The 23,895-nt window shown below is 52.5% G+C and carries 19 protein-coding genes and 3 pseudogenes; 11 read left to right on the plus strand and 11 right to left on the minus strand.

What is annotated here, in order from left to right:
• Window positions 1-252: 252 nt before the first annotated feature.
• Window positions 253-384: a hypothetical protein gene (locus tag EGJ09_RS26730; protein WP_256658419.1), complete on the plus strand. Its 132-nt coding sequence runs from the start codon at window positions 253-255 to the stop codon at window positions 382-384.
• A gap of 45 nt (window positions 385-429) precedes the next feature.
• Here the strand turns inward: EGJ09_RS26730 and EGJ09_RS07835 are convergent, their stop codons facing one another.
• The 3 genes and pseudogenes from EGJ09_RS07835 to EGJ09_RS07845 form a co-directional block, all read right to left on the minus strand.
• Window positions 430-1,737 carry an Nramp family divalent metal transporter gene (locus tag EGJ09_RS07835; RefSeq protein ID WP_012312181.1) on the minus strand — a complete coding sequence of 436 codons (1,308 nt, stop codon included), beginning with the start codon at window positions 1,735-1,737 and terminating at the stop codon, window positions 430-432.
• Window positions 1,738-1,956: 219 nt separating this feature from the next.
• Window positions 1,957-2,217 (minus strand): DUF2790 domain-containing protein, encoded by a 261-nt coding sequence (locus tag EGJ09_RS07840; RefSeq protein WP_012312182.1) that lies wholly within the window; start codon window positions 2,215-2,217, stop codon window positions 1,957-1,959.
• Between the two features lie 139 nt (window positions 2,218-2,356).
• Window positions 2,357-3,490 (minus strand): annotated as a pseudogene (locus tag EGJ09_RS07845) (YifB family Mg chelatase-like AAA ATPase); the annotation flags it as partial.
• A 124-nt stretch (window positions 3,491-3,614) separates the two neighbouring features.
• Here EGJ09_RS07845 and EGJ09_RS07850 point away from each other — a divergent pair.
• From EGJ09_RS07850 to EGJ09_RS07865, 4 genes are read left to right on the plus strand one after another with little or no spacing between them, the layout of a single operon-like run.
• Window positions 3,615-4,712, plus strand: a complete 1,098-nt coding sequence (locus EGJ09_RS07850) for a site-specific integrase (RefSeq protein WP_125923577.1) — start codon at window positions 3,615-3,617, stop codon at window positions 4,710-4,712.
• A gap of 2 nt (window positions 4,713-4,714) precedes the next feature.
• Window positions 4,715-6,736 carry a hypothetical protein gene (locus EGJ09_RS26550; protein ID WP_172901774.1) on the plus strand — a complete coding sequence of 674 codons (2,022 nt, stop codon included), beginning with the start codon at window positions 4,715-4,717 and terminating at the stop codon, window positions 6,734-6,736.
• The gene (locus EGJ09_RS07860; RefSeq protein WP_096426646.1) at window positions 6,733-8,565 is read left to right on the plus strand and encodes a tyrosine-type recombinase/integrase; all 1,833 of its coding nucleotides are present in this window, start codon (window positions 6,733-6,735) and stop codon (window positions 8,563-8,565) included. Before EGJ09_RS26550 ends, EGJ09_RS07860 begins: the two co-directional genes overlap by 4 nt.
• On the plus strand, window positions 8,562-9,023 hold the full coding sequence (locus EGJ09_RS07865; protein ID WP_125923578.1) for a hypothetical protein: 462 nt from the start codon (window positions 8,562-8,564) through the stop codon (window positions 9,021-9,023). Before EGJ09_RS07860 ends, EGJ09_RS07865 begins: the two co-directional genes overlap by 4 nt.
• On the opposite strand, the pseudogene EGJ09_RS07870 reads toward EGJ09_RS07865, so the two are convergent.
• Window positions 9,012-9,281 (minus strand): annotated as a pseudogene (locus EGJ09_RS07870) (Sir2 family NAD-dependent protein deacetylase); the annotation flags it as partial. The gene EGJ09_RS07865 and the pseudogene EGJ09_RS07870 overlap by 12 nt on opposite strands.
• Window positions 9,282-9,459: 178 nt before the next feature.
• Between EGJ09_RS07870 and EGJ09_RS07880 the strand changes: the two are divergent.
• Window positions 9,460-9,678 (plus strand): annotated as a pseudogene (locus EGJ09_RS07880) (IS30 family transposase); the annotation flags it as partial.
• Between the two features lie 168 nt (window positions 9,679-9,846).
• Here EGJ09_RS07880 and EGJ09_RS07885 read toward each other — a convergent pair.
• Entirely contained in the window at window positions 9,847-10,509 is a 663-nt protein-coding gene (locus EGJ09_RS07885; protein WP_096426644.1) for a GntR family transcriptional regulator, read from the minus strand.
• 315 nt (window positions 10,510-10,824) lie between these two features.
• Here EGJ09_RS07885 and EGJ09_RS07890 point away from each other — a divergent pair, with 315 nt between their 5' ends.
• The gene (locus EGJ09_RS07890; RefSeq protein WP_096426990.1) at window positions 10,825-12,168 is read left to right on the plus strand and encodes a nucleobase:cation symporter-2 family protein; all 1,344 of its coding nucleotides are present in this window, start codon (window positions 10,825-10,827) and stop codon (window positions 12,166-12,168) included.
• A gap of 417 nt (window positions 12,169-12,585) precedes the next feature.
• A complete protein-coding gene (locus EGJ09_RS07895; protein WP_096426643.1) occupies window positions 12,586-13,335 on the plus strand; it encodes an outer membrane protein OmpK in 750 nt (249 codons plus the stop codon).
• A gap of 95 nt (window positions 13,336-13,430) precedes the next feature.
• Here the strand turns inward: EGJ09_RS07895 and EGJ09_RS07900 are convergent, their stop codons facing one another.
• The 5 genes from EGJ09_RS07900 to EGJ09_RS07920 form a co-directional block, all read right to left on the minus strand.
• A complete protein-coding gene (locus EGJ09_RS07900; protein WP_096426642.1) occupies window positions 13,431-14,420 on the minus strand; it encodes an isopenicillin N synthase family oxygenase in 990 nt (329 codons plus the stop codon).
• Between the two features lie 120 nt (window positions 14,421-14,540).
• Complete coding sequence (locus tag EGJ09_RS07905; protein ID WP_096426641.1) at window positions 14,541-15,185, minus strand: glutathione S-transferase family protein; 645 nt, start codon at window positions 15,183-15,185, stop codon at window positions 14,541-14,543.
• A 10-nt stretch (window positions 15,186-15,195) separates the two neighbouring features.
• Complete coding sequence (locus EGJ09_RS07910; RefSeq protein ID WP_153336851.1) at window positions 15,196-16,953, minus strand: Rieske 2Fe-2S domain-containing protein; 1,758 nt, start codon at window positions 16,951-16,953, stop codon at window positions 15,196-15,198.
• 23 nt (window positions 16,954-16,976) lie between these two features.
• Window positions 16,977-17,825, minus strand: coding sequence for an aromatic ring-hydroxylating dioxygenase subunit alpha (locus EGJ09_RS07915; protein WP_096426640.1), 849 nt, complete (start codon window positions 17,823-17,825; stop codon window positions 16,977-16,979).
• A 52-nt stretch (window positions 17,826-17,877) separates the two neighbouring features.
• Window positions 17,878-18,963 carry a TIM barrel protein gene (locus EGJ09_RS07920; protein WP_096426639.1) on the minus strand — a complete coding sequence of 362 codons (1,086 nt, stop codon included), beginning with the start codon at window positions 18,961-18,963 and terminating at the stop codon, window positions 17,878-17,880.
• A gap of 370 nt (window positions 18,964-19,333) precedes the next feature.
• Here EGJ09_RS07920 and EGJ09_RS07925 point away from each other — a divergent pair, with 370 nt between their 5' ends.
• The 3 genes from EGJ09_RS07925 (at window position 19,334) to EGJ09_RS07935 (ending at window position 22,539) form a co-directional block, all read left to right on the plus strand.
• Window positions 19,334-20,281, plus strand: a complete 948-nt coding sequence (locus EGJ09_RS07925; RefSeq protein ID WP_096426638.1) for a LysR family transcriptional regulator — start codon at window positions 19,334-19,336, stop codon at window positions 20,279-20,281.
• Window positions 20,282-20,376: 95 nt separating this feature from the next.
• Window positions 20,377-21,375 carry an isopenicillin N synthase family oxygenase gene (locus tag EGJ09_RS07930; RefSeq protein WP_096426637.1) on the plus strand — a complete coding sequence of 333 codons (999 nt, stop codon included), beginning with the start codon at window positions 20,377-20,379 and terminating at the stop codon, window positions 21,373-21,375.
• 81 nt (window positions 21,376-21,456) lie between these two features.
• Window positions 21,457-22,539 (plus strand): BMP family ABC transporter substrate-binding protein, encoded by a 1,083-nt coding sequence (locus EGJ09_RS07935; RefSeq protein ID WP_096426636.1) that lies wholly within the window; start codon window positions 21,457-21,459, stop codon window positions 22,537-22,539.
• A 140-nt stretch (window positions 22,540-22,679) separates the two neighbouring features.
• Here EGJ09_RS07935 and hpxO read toward each other — a convergent pair whose 3' ends face one another.
• Complete coding sequence (gene hpxO, locus EGJ09_RS07940) at window positions 22,680-23,873, minus strand: FAD-dependent urate hydroxylase HpxO (protein ID WP_096426635.1); 1,194 nt, start codon at window positions 23,871-23,873, stop codon at window positions 22,680-22,682.
• Between the last annotated feature and the right edge of the window lie 22 nt (window positions 23,874-23,895).

A 23,895-nucleotide genomic window follows, 5' to 3' on the forward strand; every position in this document is an offset into this window, starting at 1 on the left:
GCTGCTGAAGTATCGCTGTTGTCGGGGAAATGCCTCAGGGATAACGTTTTCGGGTCACTTCGGTGACCGGGTGTGAGAACCCGACTGATACAAGGCATCGTCGTTATGGCGGCCGTACGTGGGCGGGCTTTCGCCTGGCCGAGTCTTTGCCAATTTCTCCTCGGTTTTCTCACCCCACGTATGGCTGCCACCCTTAATCTGTGAGAAAGATTCAGGTGGCTGTTTCCTTAAGCCGAACAAAGGTTACAAGCCATGAAGAAGATCGTACCGGATCCACCTAGCCGTAAACCCGTCGCTACTCCATTCTTCACCGTCCAGTCCGACAGCCTGATGGCCAAAGCGCTGATGAACGATATCGAGATCGCCAAGAACAGGCAGCGTTAACCTTCAGTGCACCATCGCCGGCCCGCCGGCGATGGTGCAAGGGGCTCAGCCCAGGCCGAGCAGATCCACACCCAACTGGAAGGCCACCCACAACGCCAGCCCGGTCGCGAATGCCAGCGCGATGTTTTCGAACAGGTTGTTGCGGTATTCCTTGCTGAGCAGCGACTTTTGGTTGGACATGATCAGCAGGCCCAGCGAAATGACGGGCAAGCCGATGATGTTCAACGCACTGACGCCAATGGTCAGGGTCACGAAGTCGGGCATGCCCGGGATCGACCAGATCAGCGGCGTGACCAGAATGAACAGCATGAACCACTTGTGCATCGGGTCTTTGTGGAACTCTTTGCCGTAACGCTCGCGCCGCTGCGGCTGTACATGCTGGAAGGCATCGGTAATCAGCATCGGGAAGGCCGTGGTCTTGCCGGAAATGCTGGCAAACAGCGTGGCGAACACGCCGATGAAGAAGATGTACCAGCCGATCGGGCCGAAGAAGATTTCCAGCGCCTTGCCAAGGTCGCCGAGGGTTTTCACTTCGATGCCGTTTGGCCGCAGGATTTCCGCGCCGACGATCCAGATGGCCAGGTTGATGACGATACCGACGAACACCGCGAACAGCAGGTCGTTGCGCTGGATGCGCTTGTGTTGCGGGCCTACCCAGCCCTTCTGGCGCATCACGTACGGGTGCACGAAGTTGGCCACCGAGCCTGCCACCGCGCCGATCACCGAGACTGCCACCAGCAGCGCACCGTGCACGCCTTCGTCAGCCGGGATGCTGAAGCCGATCGTACCTTTGACGATACCGGCCACATCCGGGCCAGACATCACGGCCAGTGCCAGAAACGCCAGCGTCATCACGGCCAGCAGGACCTTCATCACGCCTTCGATCATTGCGTAGATGTTGCGCCCGACCAGCATCCACACAGCCAGCACCACAGCCATCGAGCACAGCAGCGGATAGTCGATGCGCAACAGCATCGCCAAGGCTTCGCCGGCGCCCTTGATCATGTAGGCGTTCATCAGGTGGCCCATCAGCAGTGCATAGGCCAGCATGAACCAGGCAAATACGGGGTGCAGTTGCGCATACCCCTGAAGGATGGTCATGCCTTGGTTATTGCACAGCTGGAAGCGGGCGATGATGTTGACGATCAGGTATCTGAGCAGCAGCGAAACGGCCAGTACCCACATCATGGCGTAACCGTAGTTGGCGCCGGCTACGGATGAGGTTATCAGATCACCTGCGCCAAGCCAGGACAACACTGCGATGATACCTGGGCCCAGCAGTTTGATCAGCCGTGTTACACGGCCTTGAGAGGGTGTGGCAGCACTGCCCTCGGCCGAATGAATGCTCGACATGGGGATGTCTCCGATTATTGTTCTTGTTAAACGAGCGCAGTCGAACACAATAGATAGGATGTCGTACAACTACATTTTGTTTTCAAATGTTTCTAAGTATTACAGATTTTAGGTGATGCCTTGTTACTACTGGTGTCGCGAGCAGATGCCTCGAAAGTGCCAGTATCCTGCAAATGAAAAAGGCCGTTTGCACGGCCTTCTTCGAACTCGCATGGGCATTTAGTTCTGGTTGCCTTGAGCGTCGTCTGGTTGGTAGTAGCGAATGCTCCGAACCTGGCCAGTGCTGTCCCGGTAGGTCATGGTCGCGGTGCTTGCCTGGCCTTGGCTTGTGGCCGAGGGGGCGAGGCTGATCACTTCGGCGATGTCCAGGTTCATGCCGTAGTGGTAGGGCGTCGCTTCGGTGGACTGGGCAAAGGCGCCGGCGCTGGTGCCCAGTGCAAGGGTAGCGAGGGTGAGTGCGAAAACGGTGCGAAGGGTCATGGTCGTTCTCCAGATTCAGTAAGGGGTGGCGACGATTGCTTGCTGTCTGGAACTAATATTGCGCGCAATTAGTTAGCGCGCAAAATATATTGCTGCTATGGGCAGCATTGAGTGCGCATATGAGGGGCAGGCCGCTGGGCTAATGACTTCCGGGCCGGTACTGCAGGGCTTCGGCCAGATGCGCCCTGGCAATCGTGCTGGCCCCCTCCAGGTCGGCCAGCGTGCGCGCTACCTTCAACAGCCTGTGTGCGGCGCGCAGGGAAAGCGTCAGGCGCTCGCAGGCACTCTCCAGCCAGGCCTGGTCGGCAGCGCACAATTCACAGTGCCGGCGCAGCCCCTCGAGGTCCAGAAACGCATTGGCACAGCCTTGCCGCCGGTGCTGCACCTTGCGCGCCTCGGCCACCCGGGCCGCCACATCGGCACTTGTCTCGCCGCAAGGTTGATTGTTGAGCGTGGTGGTTTCGCGCGCCACGGTCAGGTGCAGGTCGATGCGGTCCAGTAGCGGGCCGGAAAGCTTGTTGCGGTAGCGCTGGATCTGTTCGGTGCTGCAGCGGCAGCGGCCCGTGGGGTCGCCCAGGTAACCGCAAGGGCAGGGGTTCATGGCCGCCACCAATTGGAAGCGCGCCGGAAAGCGTACTTTGTCCCGTGCCCGGGCAATCACGATCTCGCCAGACTCCAGCGGCTCGCGAAGCACCTCAAGTACACGGCGCTCGAACTCCGGCAGCTCATCCAGAAACAGTACCCCATGGTGCGCCAGGGTGATTTCACCGGGTTGTGGCCGGCTGCTTCCGCCTACCAGCGCGGGCCCGGACGCTGAGTGGTGCGGATGGCGAAACGGCCGTTGCGGCCAGCTATCAAGCGGTTTGTGCCCGCTTACCGACTGGATGGCTGCCACTTCCAGCGCTTCATGCTCATCCAGCGGCGGCAGTAGGCCGGGCAGGCGGCTGGCCAGTAGTGTCTTGCCCGTGCCGGGCGGCCCCGTGAACAGCAGGTTATGCGCACCTGAAGCCGCCAGCAGCAAGGCACGCTTGGCGGCCACCTGGCCCTGCACCTCGCTGAGGTCGGGGTAAGGGCGGCTGTGCAGCAATAGACCGTTGGCGGCAAAGGGAGGCAACGGCACCTGGCCGTTGAGGTGCGCGACCAGTTCCAGCAGGTGCCCCACGGCGTACACCACCAGCCCACCCGCCAGGCTCGCCTCTTCGGCGTTTTCCCGCGGTACCACCAGTGCCCGGCCAGCCTCGCGCGCCGCCAGTGCGGCAGGCAGCACGCCTTGTTAGTGTGACTTGAGAAAGCGATCTACCCTATGAGCAGCGTGCTTAGCCATCGAGAGGGACCAGAGTGACTCCTATCGTATCTTTCATCATGATCGGAGAAATCTATCGATTAGGAGCGGGCGCATGGTGACTGTGGTTCGCGTGTCCTTCGAGAGGGCCGCTGATGCTGGACTTGCACGATTGAAGCATAGAGTTCCTCAGTTTTTTACTGAAAATGGATGGCCGTATGTTATTGAAAATCGATTCCTCCGATCTAAATGTAAACGACTTAGTCTTAAAAGTATTGCTACTGTCGCTGAGCAGCTTAAGGAGTATCTAGAATGGCGAGAGTTGAACAATATAGCCGTTGAAGACATTTCCGAGACGAATTTCGAGTATTACATCGATGCTCAGTGTTCGCATTTCACCAAGAATGGGAAGCCGTTAGCATGGAATACCGTAAACAGCAGAATTGGTGGGGCGCATCGATTTGTATATTGGTGTGTGAAGAATAATTATAATGCTCATGTTGAACTAGAATATGTCCCAAGCAGGCAATTTGGTGATCGTAGATATAAAACTAAAGGGCACCCTCGTAAGAAATTCAAAGAGCCGACCAAGTTTTTATTAATTGATGACGCGCTTGAATTTATACGTTGTTTAGGAGAGAGGTCGAGTGTTAGTGGCAGGACTGGCCAGAGGAATAGGTTGATAGCGAAACTAATGCTCCAATGCGGCCTCAGGATCTCTGAGGCGGTCAATTTTCCTCTCGCTGATCTGCCAGAAATAATAACTACCGGCCATTCAACTCCCGCTCGTATCATAGGGAAGGGAGAGAAGCCAAGAGTTATCCTGATTCCAAATCGTCTTCTTGCTGATCTTTGGGCGTATGCAGATATTACGCGTGCTAGGATAATAGAAGTGTCGACGCGCGAGATCTCGGATCAGCACTTATTTTTATCCGAGTATGGGCGGAAAATAACTATAAATTGGATTGAGAAACTATTTGCCAGGGCTGGCGCTTCCATGGGTCTGCACGTCGTTCCTCATGTGCTGAGGCATACCTATGGCTCTTATCATTATATTCATAACAAGGATCTAGTTTTCTTGGCTCGTTTGATGGGGCACGAGGATCCGTCTACGACTGAGAAGTTCTATGTCCATGTCGCAAAACTGATTTCCTACACTGGAAACTATGAACAGCTTCAGGTAGAAGTTGATAATATGTGCGCAGGAATGTGAGCATGGAAAAAGCGAAGCCAACAATTTCATCTTTGGGTGCGGACGAGGTTCGTGTGCTCAAAGAGTTGAAATGTACGATACAATGCAAAAACACTAAACAGACCCATCATTACAATTTTGGAGGTAGGCCCCAGTTTGAGTCGATGCGGCGGATTATTTCTATATTTGCCTGGGCCATTTATAAACGTCGCCATCATGCTGGACACCAAACTCGAGTTTCTGCTCGTGACTACTTTTGGAACTTTCTGAGATTTCTAGATGAACAGGGCATCCGAGAGCCAGAGGAGTTGGTTAAAGGCACCTTGCTTCTGTTTGTCCATTGGTTGAAGCAGCACCCAAGTCTTAGCTATTCCACTGCTAGCGCGCAGTTTAGAGGCCTAAGACCTTTCTTTATTCAGATGAGCAAGCATGAAAAAGTCTCTTGTGAATTTGTTCCACCTAAAAATGCCTTTCCTAAGGCTAGTAGTCTCCAGAGCGCAAGTTTGGGGTACGATAAAAAAGAGTTGAAGGACATTGTTCGAGCGGCGGTGGCAGGGATGCGAGAAACGATGGAGAAGTTTAATTCTGAGTATATACCACAGTGGTTGGGAAAACCACCGCCTATCGATGATGTGGCACCATTCGGACCAAATGGCGGAGGAACATATTGGAGCAGTTTGGAGTATAAAATCTGGTGGTGGGAGAACCATTGCAAGTGCGTCCGACTAAATTCTACGGACTTGTCGCGCATGCCGCAAGGGCAGGTGTTCATGAGTAGTTTCAAAACTGAGAACCAAACAGGGATGGTTGGCGTCGAACGGTTTTATGATGCCATAGGTGCGGGACCTAAATATGTCACTAAATATCTTGGCCAGTCATGCCCTATAACGTATCGAACGCCTTGGAAGAAGATCGACTACTTAGTTTGGTATTGGGAAAATAATCTAGGATGTAAGCCATTATGGGGAGAGGAACTCAAAGAAGTTTCACCCGAATTTTTTGGTGCCTTGAAAGAGTATTTTGGCGGCAGGGTTAATGAGTTTTATGGTGCGCTTGGAATCTATCGCTGGTTGAGTGGTTCTGATTTGGTTTCATTTTACATTCTGCTGTTAATTCGTACCCAGCTTAACCCTTCCGTGGTTCAGAGGTTAACGGTGGACTGCATAATTCCAGATCCACTTAATCCGGATAAAAAGCGATTGAGCTGGATTAAGTATCGTTCTTCTAAAGAGGGCTCGACCATTCCGTCTGATCAAGCATGCGAGGGTTGGCCCGTTATGATCGTTAACAAGATTCTGAAGATTACTGAATCAATTCGTGGTGATGAAACCGAACTTTGGATCACGAACTCAAACAGGTTCAAAACAACGCTACCATTAGGGAACTCTGGATTCAAGGATGCGATGAAAGAGTTTTCTCTGAAACACCACCTCAAGCATTCTTCCGGTGAGCCACTTATACTGCAAGCGAAACTTATCCGGCCTACCATGGCCTGGAGTGAATATTTAAGAACTGAGGATATGCGCTACCTGCAAACCTTGCTAGGTCAGGAGAAGTTAGAAACTACGGCGGACTACTTAAGGAGAATTTCAGATCCCCTCTTTATCATTAGGAGGGGAGTGCATCAAGAGGCTTGGTTCTTAGATCTAATTGCCACGGACGGCAGCGGTATTAGTAGTAGCGCTTCGCTGACGAGCGGTCTTTTGAGCTCATGTAAAGATCCGTTGCGATCACCTATCCCTGGGCAGTCGGACGGAAAGATGTGTGATGCCGGACACGAAGTCTGTTTAGGCTGCTCCAATTTGGTCATAACTCATGAAGATATTAAGAAATACTTTTGTTTTATGCGTTATCACGATGAATTATACGGTTCTGGCCTGATATCGTTTGAAGAGCACTGCAGTGCTACCGCCGAGAAGAAATTCGTATGGGAAAATCAAATACTAACTCGTTATCCAGTTTCTGTTATAAATGAGATAAGGCGCGATGCCGATCTTCGGCCGATCGGGATCTGGTCTCCGACCGTTGAAGGAATGTGGTTGTGAATGAGCATCAGCAAAAATTACTAAAAGATCTTTTGACTAAACCCACTATGTCGCCAGCTTTCGTAAACCTTATTGGTGTCCATGATGATATACGAAAATCAATACAGATTTCACCAAGCTTACTGTACTCGGAAAATATTTGGAATAGGTCTGGCGAGTATCCAGGTCTTCGGCCTGCTGATGTAACACTTAACTTCGCTCGCATTGTATTTGATGATGGGTCAAATGTTACTGATCCAGGCAAATCGATCTACTTCAGGTCTGTTAAAGAATTTATCTACTCAATGATATTTGATCCCCCTGCCTACCCGCCTAAATGGTCCACGGTCTGCGGACAATTTCATAAGGGAGTGTCTAGGTTGGTGCGGTATATGGAGTGCCACGGGTTTGCCCGGTTCTCGGATCTTGGCCCTTCGGATCTATCTGCCTTTCTGGAGGAGTTAGCTGCCACTCCGTCTGCCAGCGGAAAGCCACTTAATAATCGTGCTCTCCGCGCTAGAGCGACTGGGTTGAACTGGCTTTATGAACAGGCAGCTAAGCTTGAAGATGGCCTGCTATTTGATCCTTTCGCTGAGTACGGAAGTATTTCTCAATGGTCTAGCAAATGCTGCGAGGTTAATATGCCTCGCAAAGGTACTGTCACCGTAGAGATCCCAGATTCTGTAGCAAAAGAAATTTTTAATTGTGCGCTTGAAGACTTGGCAATTGCTGATACTCTGGACAAGATAGAGGCTTCTTATTCTGTGTATAAGCCTCAAAAAAGTGTTGTCAATAATCGCACAATCATTACAAATCCTTTTCCGTGGCATAAGTTCGGGCTGGAGTCAGGTCATCAAGTGAGAAGTTTGCAACTACAATTGGTAGCTGCTGCTTACATCGTTATTGCTATGCTCACTGGCATGAGATGGCACGAAATGTGTGATATCAAATGTGGTGAGTCTAGCAATTGGCTTGAGCTAACGATCGATTACGAAGGGGTCGAAAGAAAATTCTTCTTTGTTATCTCGCACACTCGAAAGTTGCAAGGGATACCTACTGCATATAGATGGCAAACCCTGCCAATCGTCAGAAAGGCGCTTGATGCCGTTGAGAGGGGGTTGGTCAGACGACGTAAAGCTGGTGTCTTTTTATTTCCGTCGGTCAAATCAGTGGGAGGTCGATTGTCTGAATCTAGTATCAGTTATGCGCTTAAGCGTTTTGTCGATATCCATGGCATCAAATATAATGGCGTCGAATGGCCATTGGCGACGCACCAATTTCGTAAAAAATTCGCCCGAATTATGACCAAAAAAGGACTCGGTATTAGAGCTCTACAAGATCAGCTAAAGCATTTTGACATTGAAATGACTCGGGGTTACGGTGAAATAAATCTGTACGTAGAGTTGCAGCGGGAAAAATTTATCGTTTCAGCGGAGCAGTACGAAGAACTACTGTCAGGTCAAACAGTTATTATCGGAGGCGGTGCCGATGAGATCAGGCAATACCAGAAGAGTTTTTTAGGGATGACTCGAGGGGAGCAGCAAGTGTTTTTACAAGAGCTTCCCAAGGCTGCCTTGATAGAACAACTGGATGATGGACTTTGTATGTATCGCTCGAGTAAGGCACTTTGTGGGGGCGACAGTGCAGCATGTCGACCAGCTGATTGCACCAATTCAATCATTCCGGCAGCCGGAAAGCGGAGGAGTTATCTCTGGCGCAATCATGAAAATAAGAGGCTTCTCGAGTATTTCAAAGATGATCCATTGAAGGTAGCCCATCTCCAACGTAGGGTTGTGGAGGTGGATAAGCTATTGGCGCAACTGGACAATGTTGAAAAGGTCTCTTCATGAAAGGCAAACCGCGTGGAAGCGTGACTGGACTTCTAAAACATCGTGACAATCAGAAGGACTTAAATACCGCAGCGATGCTGGAGGCACTTCGTCAACTCCAGAAGGAAAAGCCTACCTCCAAATGGAAATACAAAGATGTCTGGTCCCGAGCGGGACTTCAAAGCCCGGTCTCATTAAACAGCCCTTGGAACGCGCACGTCAGGGCGGAAATAGACTCTCATAACCAAAATTTGCACTCTTCCGGGTCGCAACATTCGTCTTTGGCTCTGTCCAAGGAGGAGCGAGACATAGTGATGCGATTGAGGGAGGAGTTGAAAGTTTGTCAGGCACAAAGAAGCGACGCTCTTATGCGAATTGCGCAATTTGCTGCAGATGCTGACTACTATAGAAATAAGTGTAGTGATTTGGAAAGGGCTAATGAACGGTTGAAAAACCGAGACATTGGTTCAGTCGATTAGTTTCGCTAATACCGCTGCTGCTTTCCCTATTAGCATTATTTCGTTGTCCGTCCCCATTGTGACATCGACGAGATTGACGTGTATGACTAGAGCTCCTGCTGCGATAGCAATGCCAGGTATGTCGGCTGCGGGAGTCACGATCCCTGAGGTGCCCACTGAAACAAGCACGTCACAGGCCCGGACTCTAGCCAGAGCAGTTTTCCACGTGCCTTGCTGCAAATTCTCTCTGAACCATATGACGTCAGGTCTCAATCGACCTCTGTAATGTAAGCGATCGTAACCGCTCCATGAACCCCACATTCAAAGCCCCTGCCTGAACCCGGATGCTGTGATCCCGATTTCTTTCTGGAGCCCGCCGCCATGATGCGACCCGACGCCAAAGTCGAAAAAGTCTACCTCTACCCCAAGCCCGTCGACTTTCGAAAATCAATCGATGGCGTACTTCTGCGACCCTCAAAACCCTTGGCAACGAGGGACCAATGAAAATACCAATGGCCTCCTGAGACAGTATTTTCCGAAAGGTATCGACATCTCAATCTACTCGCAGGAGCAGCTCAACGATGTAGCCAGGATGCTGAATCAACGTCCACGAAAGACACTAAACTATGAGACGCCAGCTCAGAGATTCAGCCAATGTGTTGCGTCCACCGGTTGAATCCACAGCCGATAGCGGACGTTCAAAATAGCTGCAGACGCGAGGCGAAGGTGGAGGTGCGGCACCGTTCCAAATCCTTGCGTCCCGCTGAAACCTGTGCTGCTTGAGGGGGGATTCCTTGTCCTATTCTTGCTACAAAAGGCTAGCCTGCTCTGAACCTCAAGGTCACTACAAACCGAGTGCCGCTTTGAGATCGATTTCTGGCGGTATCGCCGTGTTGAACTTGTACCCTTTGATCACCAGATTGTAGTGCGATGCTAAAAGGGCTTTAGCCGACTCTCCATCCTTGCGCTCGAGGCAGTCGACCAGACGGGAATGCTCATCTCGAAGCTGGCAGTAGTCGAACCCTGAACGGTACAAGGCATTGATAAGTGCTTCTTGGCGTCGAAGCTGGGTATGGATCTGGTTCAGGATGTCGTTCTGCATAAACGATATGAGTAGCGAGTGAAACTGCCGGCCGAGCTGATCACCAAGATCATGGTCGTGGGTTTCGAAGGCGACCCGCTCCTTAAGGGTATGAGCCCGTAAAGTTTCTAGGTCTTTTTCACTGATGGAGCGGGTCAACTGATCAATGACCCCGCTTTCCATGACCAGCAGCATTTGATAGAGCTGGTAGGCATCATCGAAGGTGGGGCAGGCAACTGTTGAAGAACGTTTAGGCGAGACCACGACTAGCCGATCTTGTGACAAGCGAATCAACGCTTGCCTTACAACGGTGCGGCTTACGTCGAACAGCTCTGCAATGTCCCGCTCGTTCAGCTTGGTCCCCGGAGGTAGTCGGCGATGATAGATGGCGTCTGAAATAGCGGAAACAATTTTATGAGTGAGCATGGCACCAGCTATCGATGGATATTCGCAGCCGGGTAGCCTAACACACCACGCTTTCCGTCGGCCCCGGCACTGTCTTGGGACCCTCCCGCAGCAAAATGGTCCGAAGAGGGGCACTTAGTTCCAAAAGCCCATCCTGGATCAGCTACGAAACCCTTAAAAATCTGATCAGCCAGACAGCTTTAATAGCTGGCACGAAAGATGCTAAAGCCTTATATGAACTGGTATACCAGATGCTAGATATGGCTTTTTAGAGCGCTCTTTGACTATGAGCTCCGGCTGCTTTCACAAGCTTGGAGCTCCACGGTGCAGGTCTATATGAAGAACTTTCCATCTCGAAATAATGTTCGCTTCATCCCGATGCTCCTGATGGCATGCCAGCACGTGATGGTGATGTACGCCGGTGCCGTGGCGATTCCATTGGTGCTGGGTGCGGCGCTTGGATTGTCGAAGTCCGATATCGCCTTTCTAATCAACGCCGACCTATTCGCGTGCGGGATCGTCACCATCATTCAGGCGCTCGGGGTAGGCCCGATAGGTATCCGCATGCCTGTAATGATGGGTGTGACGTTCACAGCGATTGGCCCCATGATTGCGATCGGTTCCGACCCTACAGTGGGTTTGTCGGGGATCTTTGGGGCTACCATCGCTGCTGGTTTGTTCGGCCTAGCTGTCGCACCATTGGTGGGTAAGCTGCTGCGTTTTTTCCCACCAGTGGTGACGGGAACAGAGATCGTCGCAGTTGGACTTTCGCTGATGTCCGTAGCTGCCGCATGGTCTGGCGGAGGCTTTGGTAATCCAGATTTTGGTAGGCCCCTTTACCTAGGAATCGCTGCAGCGGTGCTGGTCTGCATTCTGTTAATCGTGCGGTATGCCAAAGGCTTCCTGAATAACATCTCTGTACTATTAGGATTGGTATTCGGGTTCGCAGTGGCGGCGATGGCGGGTTTAGTAAGCTTGGAGGGGATCCAGGAAGCACCGGTCTTCGGGCTTATCAAACCGTTTCATTTCGGCATACCGACCTTCCATATCTGGCCAATCGCAGCCATGTGCATTGTGATGCTGGTTACCTTCATCGAGTCCACGGGAATGTTCATCGCCCTAGGCGAGATCGTTGAAAAACCAATGGACGAACGAACGCTGGTCCGGGGCTTTCGTGCTGATGCAGCAGGCACCATGATTGGCGGCATATTCAACACGTTTCCTTACACCTCCTATGCACAGAACATAGGGCTGGTCAGCATCACCGGGGTGCGCAGCCGTTGGGTTTGCGCATGTGCCGGGATGATACTGATCGTGCTTGGATTATTTCCGAAGGTCGCGTATTTCGTCGCCTCCATACCTCCCTTTGTGCTGGGTGGTGCGGGAATTGTAATGTTCGGCATGGTGACTGCCAGCGGGATGAAAGTACTCGCTCGGGTAGACTTCAAGAAGGTGGGTAACCTGTATATCGTTGCGATCAGCCTCGCGGTAGGTCTGCTGCCGGTAGTATCTCCGCACTTTTTCAGCAAGTTACCGTCTGCATTAGGGCCTATTCTTGAAAGTCCTATTTTACTAACCGCGATCGTCGCCACTATCCTCAATTTGTTCTTCAACGGAGTAGGTGCAATCCCATCATGCCAGAGTTCCGAGTCAACTCCGGCTCAATCGCAAACGCCCTAACCCGGAATTTGTACTAATTTCGTACGTTGTAAAAGTATTTAGGGAAATTTCCGAAGATATGAAGTGGTCCCTGTCTTAAATGCTCCCAAGTCAGGATTGCACTTAGCGACCGTTATCGGTCGCTTTTTTTGTCTTTAAAAAGTCGTTTATTATGGGGCGTGGTCGCACCAGCAAGTTGCAAAAGAAATAAAATATCTCGCACTGTAATACTTCGCTATCTAGCTATATGCTCTGGCACAGAGCAAAAAACACTTTTTAGGCATTGCTTTTGCCTTGAGACTCTGCGCAAAAGAGCATTTAGCTGGCCCCATACTTGCAGTGTATAAATGGCTGATCGCTCGGTCAGTTTTATATACTGGAGGTAGAGTGAAAGTTCATAAATTAGTCACTGCGGTAAGTACTGCCAGGCTGCTGGGAATGGCTTGTCTACCATCATCTGCATTTGCAGGTATGAATTGGCATAGCGACAGCTTTACTTACCAGTATGGTAAAGAATTCAAAGTGGATGCCCAGACTGTTCAGACCATAACCTATGAGCATTTCAGTGACTGGTCGTGGGGCGACATATATTTTTTCATGGATAACAACTGGTATCCAGGAGGTGGGACCTACAATGATGGACATCATTCTATTTACAGTGAAGCGGCACCGCGCCTGTCACTTGGAAAAATGCTCAACACCAACTTGGCCTTCGGCCCAATAAAGGATGTATTGATTGCTACGAGCATTGAATGGGATAAGAACGATCGCAATGGCGTTCACGATCAGTTCAATTATCTGCTAGGTCCGGGGTTTGATCTCGCGCTTCCAGGCTTCGACTATTTCCAGATAAATTTCTACTATCGCAAGCCAGATGGTGGCGATGCGCCAAGTGGTCAATGGCAGATTACTCCGAGCTGGGCTTATACCATTCCATTAGGACGATCCGACCTCGTTATTGATGGTTATTTGGACTGGGTAGTCAACAATAAGGGAACCTATCATCGTAACTTGCTCTTTAATCCACAGGTCAAGTATGACATTGGCAAATACCTAGGCTATGAAGCTAAGCACTTCTATGCAGGTATCGAGTACAACAACTGGTCTAACAAGTACGCCATCGAAAGCACCAAGGCATACAATACCAATCAGAATGTGACAAGCCTGATTGTGAAATACTATTTCTAACTATAAAGGGCAAACTAGCAATCCGCCCTTTACCGTTTACGGACACAGAAATAAAAAAGGCCACCCGAAGGTGGCCTTTCTTTTGCGGTGCGTGACTATACCGTGGGTTTGGTGACCCCGAATGTCTTGTCAAACATCGCAGCAATGTGCCCCCCAACCGTGATAGGTGCCGGGTAGGTTGTGTCAGGCTTGCGAAGTGACGGTACTACTTCGACTTCGTAGTAGTAATCCAGGTCGAAGAAAGTAGGAATCGAGTAACGAGCCGCGTCTTGTCGCGCGTTGAAGACCCGATGCATGGTGGAGTGATACAGACCATCCGTCAGCAACGGAACCATGTCGCCCAGATTCACCACGAAAGTACCATCAATGTACGGGGCTTTCAGCCATTCGCCGTCGGCATTACGTACCTCCAGACCACCCACTTCATCCTGTAGCAGCAGAGTGATTAGACCCCAGTCGGTGTGTGCACCGGCACCCAGCTGATTTTCACGAGCATCGGCCGGCTGACTTGGGTAGTGAAGCATCCGACTGATGATCATTGGTTCCTTGAGACCCTCGTCGAAAAAATCTTCAGGCAGTTGCAGTGATAGCGCCAGTAAGCGAACCAGCCTACGGCCGAGGAGATCCATGTACCGCATGTAATCTTCGGTATGCTGGCGAAATCTGGGACTCCCTTCTGGCCATTGGTTGGGCCCATGGTAGGGAGTCTTGCGCTGAACATGGGGATGCGCCTCGGTTAACTCTCGCCCCAAAAGGAACCCTTCCTTCAAATCGGGTGGTGAACCCTCGTCCAGGGTTTGTGCCGCGAGAGGCTCATAGCCACGCAGACAACTCGACTTCTTAGAGTTGATTCGCATCTTATCTTCAAGCGGAGTGCGGAAATAATCTTTGGCTACCGCAAATTGCGCCTGTTGCAGTTCTAACGGAACGCCGTGGTTCTTTATGTAAAAAAAACCAGTCTGTCGAGCAGCTTTATGAATTTCCCAAGCTACTGCCTTGCGTTTTTCGATGTCGTGAGAAAAGCTGTCGAGCAAATCGATAACAGGAATGTTCTTTGCCACTGATGGCGGGGTGTAAATGACCATTTCCAAGCCTCATTCAGCCAAAGGTTTTTAGTAGCAAGGCAGCATTAAAGCTTGATCGGTTCGGCACGAATTTTCGGGCGCCGATGCACGGCTCGGCGCTTCGCCCAGTGCCGATCCTGATTAGTGCGGTGCGTCTCCTGCGGGGAAAATCCCTGACATTACTGTAAATCCAGGAACACGTTTGACTGCATCCAGCCACAAACGTACAGATGGATAATTTTGCAGGCATAATCCCGCTTCATCGGCCATCGCTACATACGGAAAACAGGCAATGTCAGCAACAGTCGCATGTGCCAGCGGGCATAGATAAGTGAAGCCCCGTTGACGTTGCATCCAAAGATGCTTATCCATCACATCTAGCAGATCGTAGGCGCGAGAGCGGCAACTCTCGGCATCAAATTCGTACATGAATAACTCATGCAACCGCGCAGCTGAGATGGACCCTGTCAGACTATCGGCGAATGCTAGCCAGATCTGGATATCTCCAAGTACGTCGGGGCGATTGACCGGATACCATTGATGTGTCGAGTCATACATCGCGGCGAGGTAAACCAGTATCGCTTGGGAATCTCGAAGGGTTTTTTCGCCATCCTGTAAAACTGGCAACTGCCCCAGCGGATTGATTTTCAGAAACTCTGGAGTTTTATGTTCCCGCCCTGGATAAAATTCCACGACCTCGGTCTCATATATGAGACCGAGGATCGACATCATTAATCGGACTTTGAAGCAATTGCCAGACAACTCGAAATCGTAAAGTTTCAACATGGGGCACCGATTAAATATTCAACACCAGCTTCTTGGAATTACAGCCCGACACGCACGGCATGATCAATTTCCCACCTTCCTTCTCTTTGGCGGAAAGGTAGACATCTTCATGATTTAGATCGCCACTGATAACGGGGGTAACACAAACCCCGCAGACGCCTTGCTCGCAGGAATAATCTATTGTTATGCCGTGATCCAGACACGCCTTGAGGAGTGTTTGCCCAGGTTCGACGGTGAACTCTTGGCCTGTGGAATTGATTGCGACCTGGTACCCGGTCGTTGTGGTGGCGGGCACTGAGCCTGTGGAAGGCGTCAGACCAAAGTATTCGAAGTGAATATGCTCTGGGGTAAAACCTGCTTGCTGAGCAACCGCAGCCACCAACTCGATCATCTGTTGCGGGCCGCAAACGTACACATCGTGCTTGTCGCTATCAACCGACTCCAGCAGTTCGGTAATCCTGCGTTGGGTCCCCGGCACATCCAACCCTAGATAAGGTGGATGGCCGCTCGCCAAGGTGGCGATTCGATCTGGGAAGGAGACATGTTGCTCGCCTCGCGCCAGATAATGAAAGCTATAGGGGCGCCCAACGTGCTGCAAATGTAAAGCCATCGCCAAGATCGGTGTGACCCCAATGCCCCCCGCTATCAGCAATGCTGTACGGCCAGGTGGCTGAAGCATGAACTGGTTTCGCGGCAGTGAAACCTGGATTCGAGTACCTACTTGCACGTCGGCGTGCATGCTGCGTGAGCCGCCCCGTGAGTTCACTTCGTGCTTGACTCCGATCACCAATACGTCCCGTTCCTCGGGGGTATTCACTAATGAATACTGGCGCAGGTGTCGGGATGGCGTGAGTACGCTGATATGCATCCCCGGTTCGAGATCGAGCTCTTGCGGTTCGTCAGGCGTAAGCCAGTAAGAGTCAATGTCCGGGGTTTCAGTACGACGCGACGTAACGGTGCACCAGAACTGTTGGCTCGCCGTAGGCTTGCTTGTTTCCGCCTGCGGTGCGGCATCAGAAGCAATCAGTCGGACAGGGAGAGCAGCAACGTTGCTAGTGCTCTCCCTCGCGGGCAAGAACAAATTTCCCAGAATCTCAATGAAAGTCGACTTACGCTCCAAGGACACGGGATGGTTAGAGTAAAGTCGAGCATGTATTACTGCTCGTCCATCTGACTCCGGCTGCACGAACAGCCGCAGGCTGTCCAAAAGGCCTGCGCACTTCAGATCAATAATCAGGCCGGTGGCCAGCACCTGAACCTTATCGGTAGAACCGCCCAATACAGGGGCGAATAACGCCGCGGCTTCTTTGAGCAAGCCAGCGGCCGCGATGGCGCTCAGGGGAACGGTCTGACTGCGTAGGTTGCTCGTTACGCCCGCATCGATCGGCGCGGAGTTGTTCGGTTTGTGTCCAGATCCAGCGGCCTCAAGCCGAGCAAAAACCACACCGTCTACTTCCGCACACTGGAACGTGCGAACGCATGCAGTGCTAGGTTTTGCGCTGGGATGTGCCGGCACAAAGGAGCACTGACCCGAGCCGCTCTCGTATTTCCAGCCGTGGTATTGGCATTTGAGCTGGTCGCCGACATTGACGCCTAGGCTTAACCGCACACCACGGTGGGGGCAGCGATTCTCCCATACGTTCACTTCACCTGCGTCGTCACGCCAGACGGCAAGCTCCTGCCCAAGCAGACGTGTCTGGTACACATGCCTGAACGGCAAATCTTCGGAGCTGGCAATCACGTGCCATTGTTGATTCAACGAAACCATATCTCATCACCTGCTAATACAGCTCACCCACGGGTGGTGCCGAACGTCACGTTTCTGTCATTGAGCCAGCGTCGATAGGCACTGGAGAGTGCGTCCGCTCGCACGGGGGTTTCATGTCTTGGATTAAGGGGCAAGGCCTTGGGGACTTGGTTTATCAGGATCATGATGTCCTGCCCAAAAATGCGTTGCTGGAAGTCGCGCAGCTGTTTGTCCGTATTGATGTCGTCCAGGTAGCACATGATGGTGTGAGCGATGCAGCTCTCCTGATCCACCGGCTGCACGAAAAGTCCGAGCACATCCAAGCGGTTGGCATCGATCACACACGTTTTGTAGAGGATGGCTATGAAAGGGCGAGCTATACGGTAGACGTATTGCATCTCCACAGGCTCGCTTGCGGCGGCAGAGCCCTTGGGCTGCGGGAAGCGGCAATTGACCGCTAGAATTTCATCAGCTGCTTCATCTATTTCGACATCGTAAGCTGCAACCTCGGTCAGGGGCTCCGCGCCAAGAATGTCTGTATGGACAAACGGAAAATGTGCCATGTCGAGAAAGTTCTCGATTACCCTTAGCCCTGAAGTAGCGACTCGAATAGAGCCAGCGCTGACTACTCTGCGGTCCTCCTCCGCGTACTCCGGTATCGCAATCACGTCCCTGGGTTTGTCGCTCAGTGACACCCAAAGCAGACCATAAATACTCTTGGACGCTAGCTCAGCCGTTTGATCGGCCAGCCCGGCAGATACACCGTCATCAGTAAGCTGGTACCAGATTGCCGTACCCAATATTCGAGTGTGGTATTTCCGGCCGCTGACTGTCTCGGCCAGTGCCCCGACGGGATACCAGTCGTCGATTACAAAGCTGTTTTCTACGTGCATGGAAATGCCTTCTGCAGCCCGGCGCACCGCGGAGTGACCGGGCCAGTCACGGTTATTGGGCCCGGTACTGGGCAACGAATTCGGTAGGTGAAACAGCACTGCGGGCTTGATGGACAGCCGCACGCTCGGCATACAGCTCACGAACGAAGTTCGCGTAGGCGCAGCTGTCAGCGAACATGTTGTACTTCCAGCCTAGGCCGTAGGCGTTCAGATTGATGTTGTCGATGGTCATCAGTGACAGCGAGGTGTCGTCACTTTGCAGATACGCATCGATGACTTTGCGGGTCACTTCTTTGGTGCAAGCCAACTTGTGCGCATGCCACATATCGGTGTGCCATTCCCCCTTGGCCGGACGCTCGAATGGGTACTGAATAGATCGACCTGGGCGGTCAATGCCTTTCGCGTCCCAGGGGCCAGTCTCGAAGCCCCACCAATTCAATGGGCCATTGGGTGCCGCTGGCCGCATCTGCGCCCAGTGCACTAGGTTGCGGCTAAGCCATTGATCTGCGTAGCTGTCGGAATTGAACGGGTCAAGCATCGCAATGGACTCGTTGTCTCCGCGCATCTGTGAAACCGCGTGCTCGACCTCGTTTTCAATCTTGAAGATGCAGTGGCTGTAATCCATGGCCATGTTGAATGGCACACCGCGAGCCTCAACCAGATCGGCTACTTCCAGCACTCGCCGGTAGTCTTCTGACCACATGTCAACGTGGTTTTCGAAGGTGATGATGACCCCAGATTTGGCAGCGTATTCATAGGCGTCGAGGTAGCAGGCAACCACTTCCTCATTGGTGACGTAGTGCCCGTCCTTGTGTTTGGCCCAAACCATGAAGTTATGGTACTTGCCGCCGACTTCTACGGTGAGATCCAGGTTTTCCCTAATGACTGCCTCATCGAGCCCCAAGGTGTAGCAGCCACTGCCCGACAGTACCGGCAGATCGTAGAGTTGGCTGCCCTTGATGTACTCGTCCAGCTCCTGACGGTTGTTCGGGATACGGTCAATGAAGTCCCAGGCTTGGGCTTCCTTTACCAGCTTGAACTGTTCGAGGATAGGTAGTTCGACCAAGGAAACTGGCCGCTCCATGGACGACGCTTGAATACCGAGGCCGGCACATCCCAGCTTGAACATCTTTTTCATGTGTTGATCCCCTATCGCGCAAGCCAGAGTCAAAGGCCATTTGATGTCATCATCGGATTTTATGGCTTTCCAGACAGACAATCTGGTATACCAGCTATGCCGATGTCAAAGCACTTCCTGTGCCAATTCACTTGATTGATAGGATTAGCCCTTTATTTGACTGGTCGGAGAGGTTTTTGATGAAAGCGTCCAAAGATGCTTGGCGAGGTTCTTAGCGCCAAAGAGGTGCGCCAATCTCTCTTTGCGATTCATATTGGTGCGCCGGTAAGGGCGTATGTCTGCTTGCGCAAGCGTGCTACCTCCAGTCTTCGCCCTAGCATCGCTTAGGCTGAAGACCTTTTAGCCCGCATAATGATTTCAGGTATTAACAATGGCTCGCCGTTTAAAGTTTCACTCAATTGCGGTCACCTACTTCGACATGGTCCGCCGTTGCGAGTCCATTCGCGAAGCCGCGCGGCGGTTGAATGTCGCCTCATCAGCGGTAAACCGTCAGATACTTAAGCTCGAAGATGACATTGGTGCACCTCTGTTCGATCGACTCAATTCCGGACTTCGATTGACGCCCGCCGGCGAGTTATTCGCGCGTCACATCGGTGTGGTTTTGCATGACGTTGAAAGGCTGCGCGTAGAGTTTGACGCGATGGAGGGGCTACGTGCTGGGCATGTAGAACTGGCAACGGTTGAGACGCTGGCGGTCGACCTCTTGCCAACGGTGATGGAGATAATGCATCAGCGTTATCCGAGGGTGACTATTGGGGTTTCTCTCTGCCGTGCCGATGGTATTCCTGACGCGATCGTTACAGGAGACGCTGACCTTGGTTTGGCGTTTGCGCTGCCCAGGCACGAAGAACTTCAGCAGCTAGCCCTCGGGCATTTTCGACTCGGAGCAATAGTGCCCCCAGGGCATCCATTAAGTGCAAGGGTTCAAGTTAGTTTCGGTGCTTGCGCCGATTACGATCTCATCCTGGGCAAACCTGAGCTATCGACTCGCCATCGATTGGCGGCCCTGCTGAAGGCAGCGAGTATTCCAGGCAAAGCCCGAATTGAGTCTGGCTCACTCGAACTTGCTAAGCAGATGGTGCTCCGGGGCCGTGGCATCGCTTTCCAGACCAGATTTGGTATTGAGGCGCAAATTGAGGCAAAGCTGCTAAAAATGCTGCCGTTGACGGACGGCGGCGGGGTTTTTTGCGATCTTGGGTTGTATAAACGGGCAGGTCGTTATATCCCGACTGCCGTTGATGCCTTTGCCAGAATTCTCGCAGACGAGATCTTGCTCCGCGAGCGCCAAGAGGCCGCTGATTACGGGGCTTCTGGATAGCGCTGCCAAAAAGGCATCAGCTAGAGCGATATTCGATGCTTTTCGTATGCGGCTCAACCGATGACACTACAAGTCTTCAAGCAGGAGTTGCTCCCATGGCAAACGCTCAACTCGTACCAACAACCATTGAAATCTCCGATACGGCTGCATCGCTGCCGATCATCGATATGTCCGGACTGCGCTCATCGAACCTCGCTGTACGCGCCAAGGTTGGCCGGCAAATCGGTGAGGCTTGCCGCGATAAAGGGTTCTTTTATGTGACCGGTCACGAGATATCTTCGGCCCTCCAGCAGCGAGTCATCGACCAGGCAGCGAAGCTGTTTGCAATGGCACCCGAAGAAAAAGCCAAGGTTGATAAGTCGCTCTCTCAAGCAAATCGAGGCTACGAGCCGCTACGCAATCAGGTGCTTGAGGCCGGGGCGCCTGCCGACGTTAAAGAGGGATTTTATATCGGGCAGGATAAGCCACTGGACCACCCTGATGTGTTGGCCGGTAAGTTCAACCAAGGTCCAAACCTCTGGCCAGAAGCCTTGCCTGAGTTTCGTGCAACGATGGAGCAGTACCAATGGGAGCTCGAGGGTGTAGCGCAACTGCTGATGCAAGGTGTCGCGTTGTCCCTAGGTCTTCCTGAGCAGCACTTTGCCGGCTTCTGCCAGGACGCGATGACGACCTTGCGGTTGCTCCATTATCCGCCCCAGTCACCTTCGGCAGCACCTGGTGAAAAAGGTTGCGGAGCACACACCGATTGGGGCGGCCTGACGCTACTACTGCAGGACGATAATTCGGGCTTGCAGGTTTGGGATCAGGAAAGTAACGACTGGATTTGGGCGATGCCTGTGCCTGGTTCCTACGTGGTGAACATAGGCGACCTGATTTCGCGTTGGACCAACGATCTGTATCGCTCGACCTTGCATCGGGTGGTCAATCTGTCAGGGAATGAGCGGTACTCAGTGCCCTATTTTTATTCTGGAAATGTTGATCACAAGATCGAGTGTATTCCGCAATGCCTGATTCCAGGAGAGTCGCCTAAGTACCCGGTGATCACTGTCGAGGACCACTACAAAAACATGTTCCGCAAAACCTACGCCATGTAATGCGCTGTGCACGGCCAGCGCGACCGCGCTGGCCCCGATCCAAACCTTCCGACAATACCCCGCACGGAGCTTTTGGCGACGATGAAAACACTTGCGCTTAAAAAATGGCTACTGGGGATGGTCACTGGTATGGGCTTGACCGCGGCTTTTGCGAGCTACGCCGCGGATCCGCTGAAAGTGGGTTTCGTGTACACCGGCCCCGTGGGGGATCATGGTTGGACCTATCAGCATGAGCAGGCGAGGTTGCTACTCGAACAAACACTGGGAAACAAGATTCAGACAACGTTTGTGGAAAACGTTGCCGATGGAGCCGACTCAGAACGAGTCATCCGCAACATGGCGAAGAGTGGCTACGACCTGATATTCGGTACGTCCTTTGGGTACATGAATCCTATGGCGAGCGTTGCCAAGCAATTTCCAAAGGTTACGTTTGAGCATGCCACGGGATATAAGCGCGGCAAGAATCTCGGTACCTACCTCTCGACTTCGTATGAGGGACGCTACGTCGCAGGCTATCTTGCCGCGAAGATGACCAAGACGAAGACGATTGGTTATGTCGCATCGTTTCCAATCCCCGAAGTCCTACGCGATATAAACGCAGTTCAACTGGCCCTTAACAAGTACAACCCAGGGGCGCAGGTTAAGGTCATCTGGTTGAACGCATGGTTCGATCCTGGCAAGGAAGCAGATGCCACCAATGCACTGATCGATCAAGGCGCCGACGTGATCTTCCAGCACACCGCGAGCCCAGCACCGATTCAGACAGCAGAGCGAAGAGGTGTGTTTGCCGTGGGTTATGCCTCAGACATGGCCAAGTTTGGCCCGCATTCTGTGTTGACGTCGATTGTGTATGACTGGGCGCCATTCTATATACGTACCACCCAGTCGGTACTTGATGGCACCTGGAAGGAAGCGGACTACTGGGGCGGCCTCTCTGACGACGCACTGCATATGCCGGTCAGCGATCTGGTCCCTGCAGCCTACAAGGCTGAAGCTCAGGCGATTATCGCATCCATCAAGACTGGAGCCTTCCACCCCTTCGATGGACCACTGCTGGACCAGACGGGCCAAGTTCGAATTGCTCAAGGGGTCAAAGCCAGCAACGCCGATCTCGCCAGCATGAATTTTTACGTCCAAGGTATCACTTCAGATATGCCCAATTAATCTAGGGCGATTGGCGCTATGCACTTCTAGCCGTTAGCATCGTGAAACCATGAAAAGCCTCGTCCAACGATAGTCCGACGAGGCTTTTCATGGGAGATCCTGACCGCTCCAGATTGCGTAGACAGGTTCGGCCACTTAGATCAGCCGAGTAGCATTTCCCCGCCTCCTAGGGTAGTTTTGACGATTCCTGCAATCACTCGTTGCCCTGTTTCCTGCGCGAGCTCTTGATACCAAGCTTGTGTCTGCGCCGGGCTTCCTCCGTGGGTCACTTCTGACCGGCTACGGGCACGAAGCATGATCTGCGCGGTGCGATCGACACGAGCGTCGTTGTAGAGGTTGAGCGCGGCTGCGACATCAGAGCCTCTTAGCTCTAGGCACTTGGCGAGTACCCAGGCATCCTCCATAGCCTGACAGCCGCCTTGGCCCAGGTCCGGCGCCATGGGATGCGCCGCATCGCCTAGCAAGACTACACTCCCTTTTACGAAGCTGGTGATTGGCACTATGTCGTGGATTTCGACTCGGCTGACGATGGCAGTATCCATACGCTCGATCAGAGCTAGCACCGGAGGGGCCCAGCCTTCGAAATGGCCGTACAGCTCTTCGCGGTAGCTTTCCCGCACATTGGGGGTTCCAGCGGGAAGTGGTACATCGAAGAAGAAGTAGAACTCGCCATTTCCCATAGGCATCAGCGAGACGCGTTTGTGGTCACCGACGAACTGGGTCCACTCGGTACCGGAAGCCAGATCGTTGCTAGCGTCCACGCGACCATTCCAGTTGACATAGCCGCAGTAGTCACGCGCGACTTCGCAGCTTGCCACATAGTTGCGCAGCCGCGAGTGGGTGCCGTCAGCGGCCACCACAAGGTCGGCCTGGATACGCTGGCCATCGGAAAGCGCCACCAGCACACCGCTCTCCTGAGCCTCAACACTCTCGCAGCTCACACCAAGGGTGACGTTATCAGCGCCGCAGGCATTTAGTAGGACTTTCTGCAAGGCTGTACGGGCGATGGGGCAAGCGCGCTGCTCGACGGACTTATATAGCGGCTCGAGGCCAAAGCGGGTTAGCTGGACACCTTTATGCGTGCTGTAACTCATGGTGTCCATGCTACCGCTCACACTTTTGATCTGGTCTCCGAGACCAAGCTTTTCTAGGACATTGACGCCGTTGGGCCAGACGGAGATAGCTGCGCCTGCAGGTGTCAGCTCTGCAACCCGATCGAACAGCCGTACGCGATGCCCGTGACGTTGCAGGGCAATACCTGCTGTTAGCCCACCGATGCCTGCGCCGATGATGACGATATCCAAGGGCTTTGAGTGAGAAGGTGAAAGAGTCATTGCGAGCGTCTCAAAGGTGAAA

This window comes from Pseudomonas sp. p106, assembly GCF_003936645.1.
GTDB classification, from domain to species: domain Bacteria; phylum Pseudomonadota; class Gammaproteobacteria; order Pseudomonadales; family Pseudomonadaceae; genus Aquipseudomonas; species Aquipseudomonas putida_E.

Bases quoted from the DNA above. Each gene is read 5' to 3' on its own strand.
- EGJ09_RS26730 (WP_256658419.1), top strand. From the start codon at position 253: ATGAAGAAGATCGTACCGGATCCACCTAGCCGTAAACCCGTCGCTACT.
- EGJ09_RS07835 (WP_012312181.1), bottom strand. From the start codon at position 1,737: ATGTCGAGCATTCATTCGGCCGAGGGCAGTGCTGCCACACCCTCTCAA.
- EGJ09_RS07840 (WP_012312182.1), bottom strand. From the start codon at position 2,217: ATGACCCTTCGCACCGTTTTCGCACTCACCCTCGCTACCCTTGCACTG.
- EGJ09_RS07850 (WP_125923577.1), top strand. From the start codon at position 3,615: ATGGTGACTGTGGTTCGCGTGTCCTTCGAGAGGGCCGCTGATGCTGGA.
- EGJ09_RS26550 (WP_172901774.1), top strand. From the start codon at position 4,715: ATGGAAAAAGCGAAGCCAACAATTTCATCTTTGGGTGCGGACGAGGTT.
- EGJ09_RS07865 (WP_125923578.1), top strand. From the start codon at position 8,562: ATGAAAGGCAAACCGCGTGGAAGCGTGACTGGACTTCTAAAACATCGT.
- EGJ09_RS07885 (WP_096426644.1), bottom strand. From the start codon at position 10,509: ATGCTCACTCATAAAATTGTTTCCGCTATTTCAGACGCCATCTATCAT.
- EGJ09_RS07890 (WP_096426990.1), top strand. From the start codon at position 10,825: ATGAAGAACTTTCCATCTCGAAATAATGTTCGCTTCATCCCGATGCTC.
- EGJ09_RS07895 (WP_096426643.1), top strand. From the start codon at position 12,586: ATGGCTTGTCTACCATCATCTGCATTTGCAGGTATGAATTGGCATAGC.
- EGJ09_RS07900 (WP_096426642.1), bottom strand. From the start codon at position 14,420: ATGGTCATTTACACCCCGCCATCAGTGGCAAAGAACATTCCTGTTATC.
- EGJ09_RS07905 (WP_096426641.1), bottom strand. From the start codon at position 15,185: ATGTTGAAACTTTACGATTTCGAGTTGTCTGGCAATTGCTTCAAAGTC.
- EGJ09_RS07910 (WP_153336851.1), bottom strand. From the start codon at position 16,953: ATGGTTTCGTTGAATCAACAATGGCACGTGATTGCCAGCTCCGAAGAT.
- EGJ09_RS07915 (WP_096426640.1), bottom strand. From the start codon at position 17,825: ATGCACGTAGAAAACAGCTTTGTAATCGACGACTGGTATCCCGTCGGG.
- EGJ09_RS07920 (WP_096426639.1), bottom strand. From the start codon at position 18,963: ATGAAAAAGATGTTCAAGCTGGGATGTGCCGGCCTCGGTATTCAAGCG.
- EGJ09_RS07925 (WP_096426638.1), top strand. From the start codon at position 19,334: ATGGCTCGCCGTTTAAAGTTTCACTCAATTGCGGTCACCTACTTCGAC.
- EGJ09_RS07930 (WP_096426637.1), top strand. From the start codon at position 20,377: ATGGCAAACGCTCAACTCGTACCAACAACCATTGAAATCTCCGATACG.
- EGJ09_RS07935 (WP_096426636.1), top strand. From the start codon at position 21,457: ATGAAAACACTTGCGCTTAAAAAATGGCTACTGGGGATGGTCACTGGT.
- hpxO (WP_096426635.1), bottom strand. From the start codon at position 23,873: ATGACTCTTTCACCTTCTCACTCAAAGCCCTTGGATATCGTCATCATC.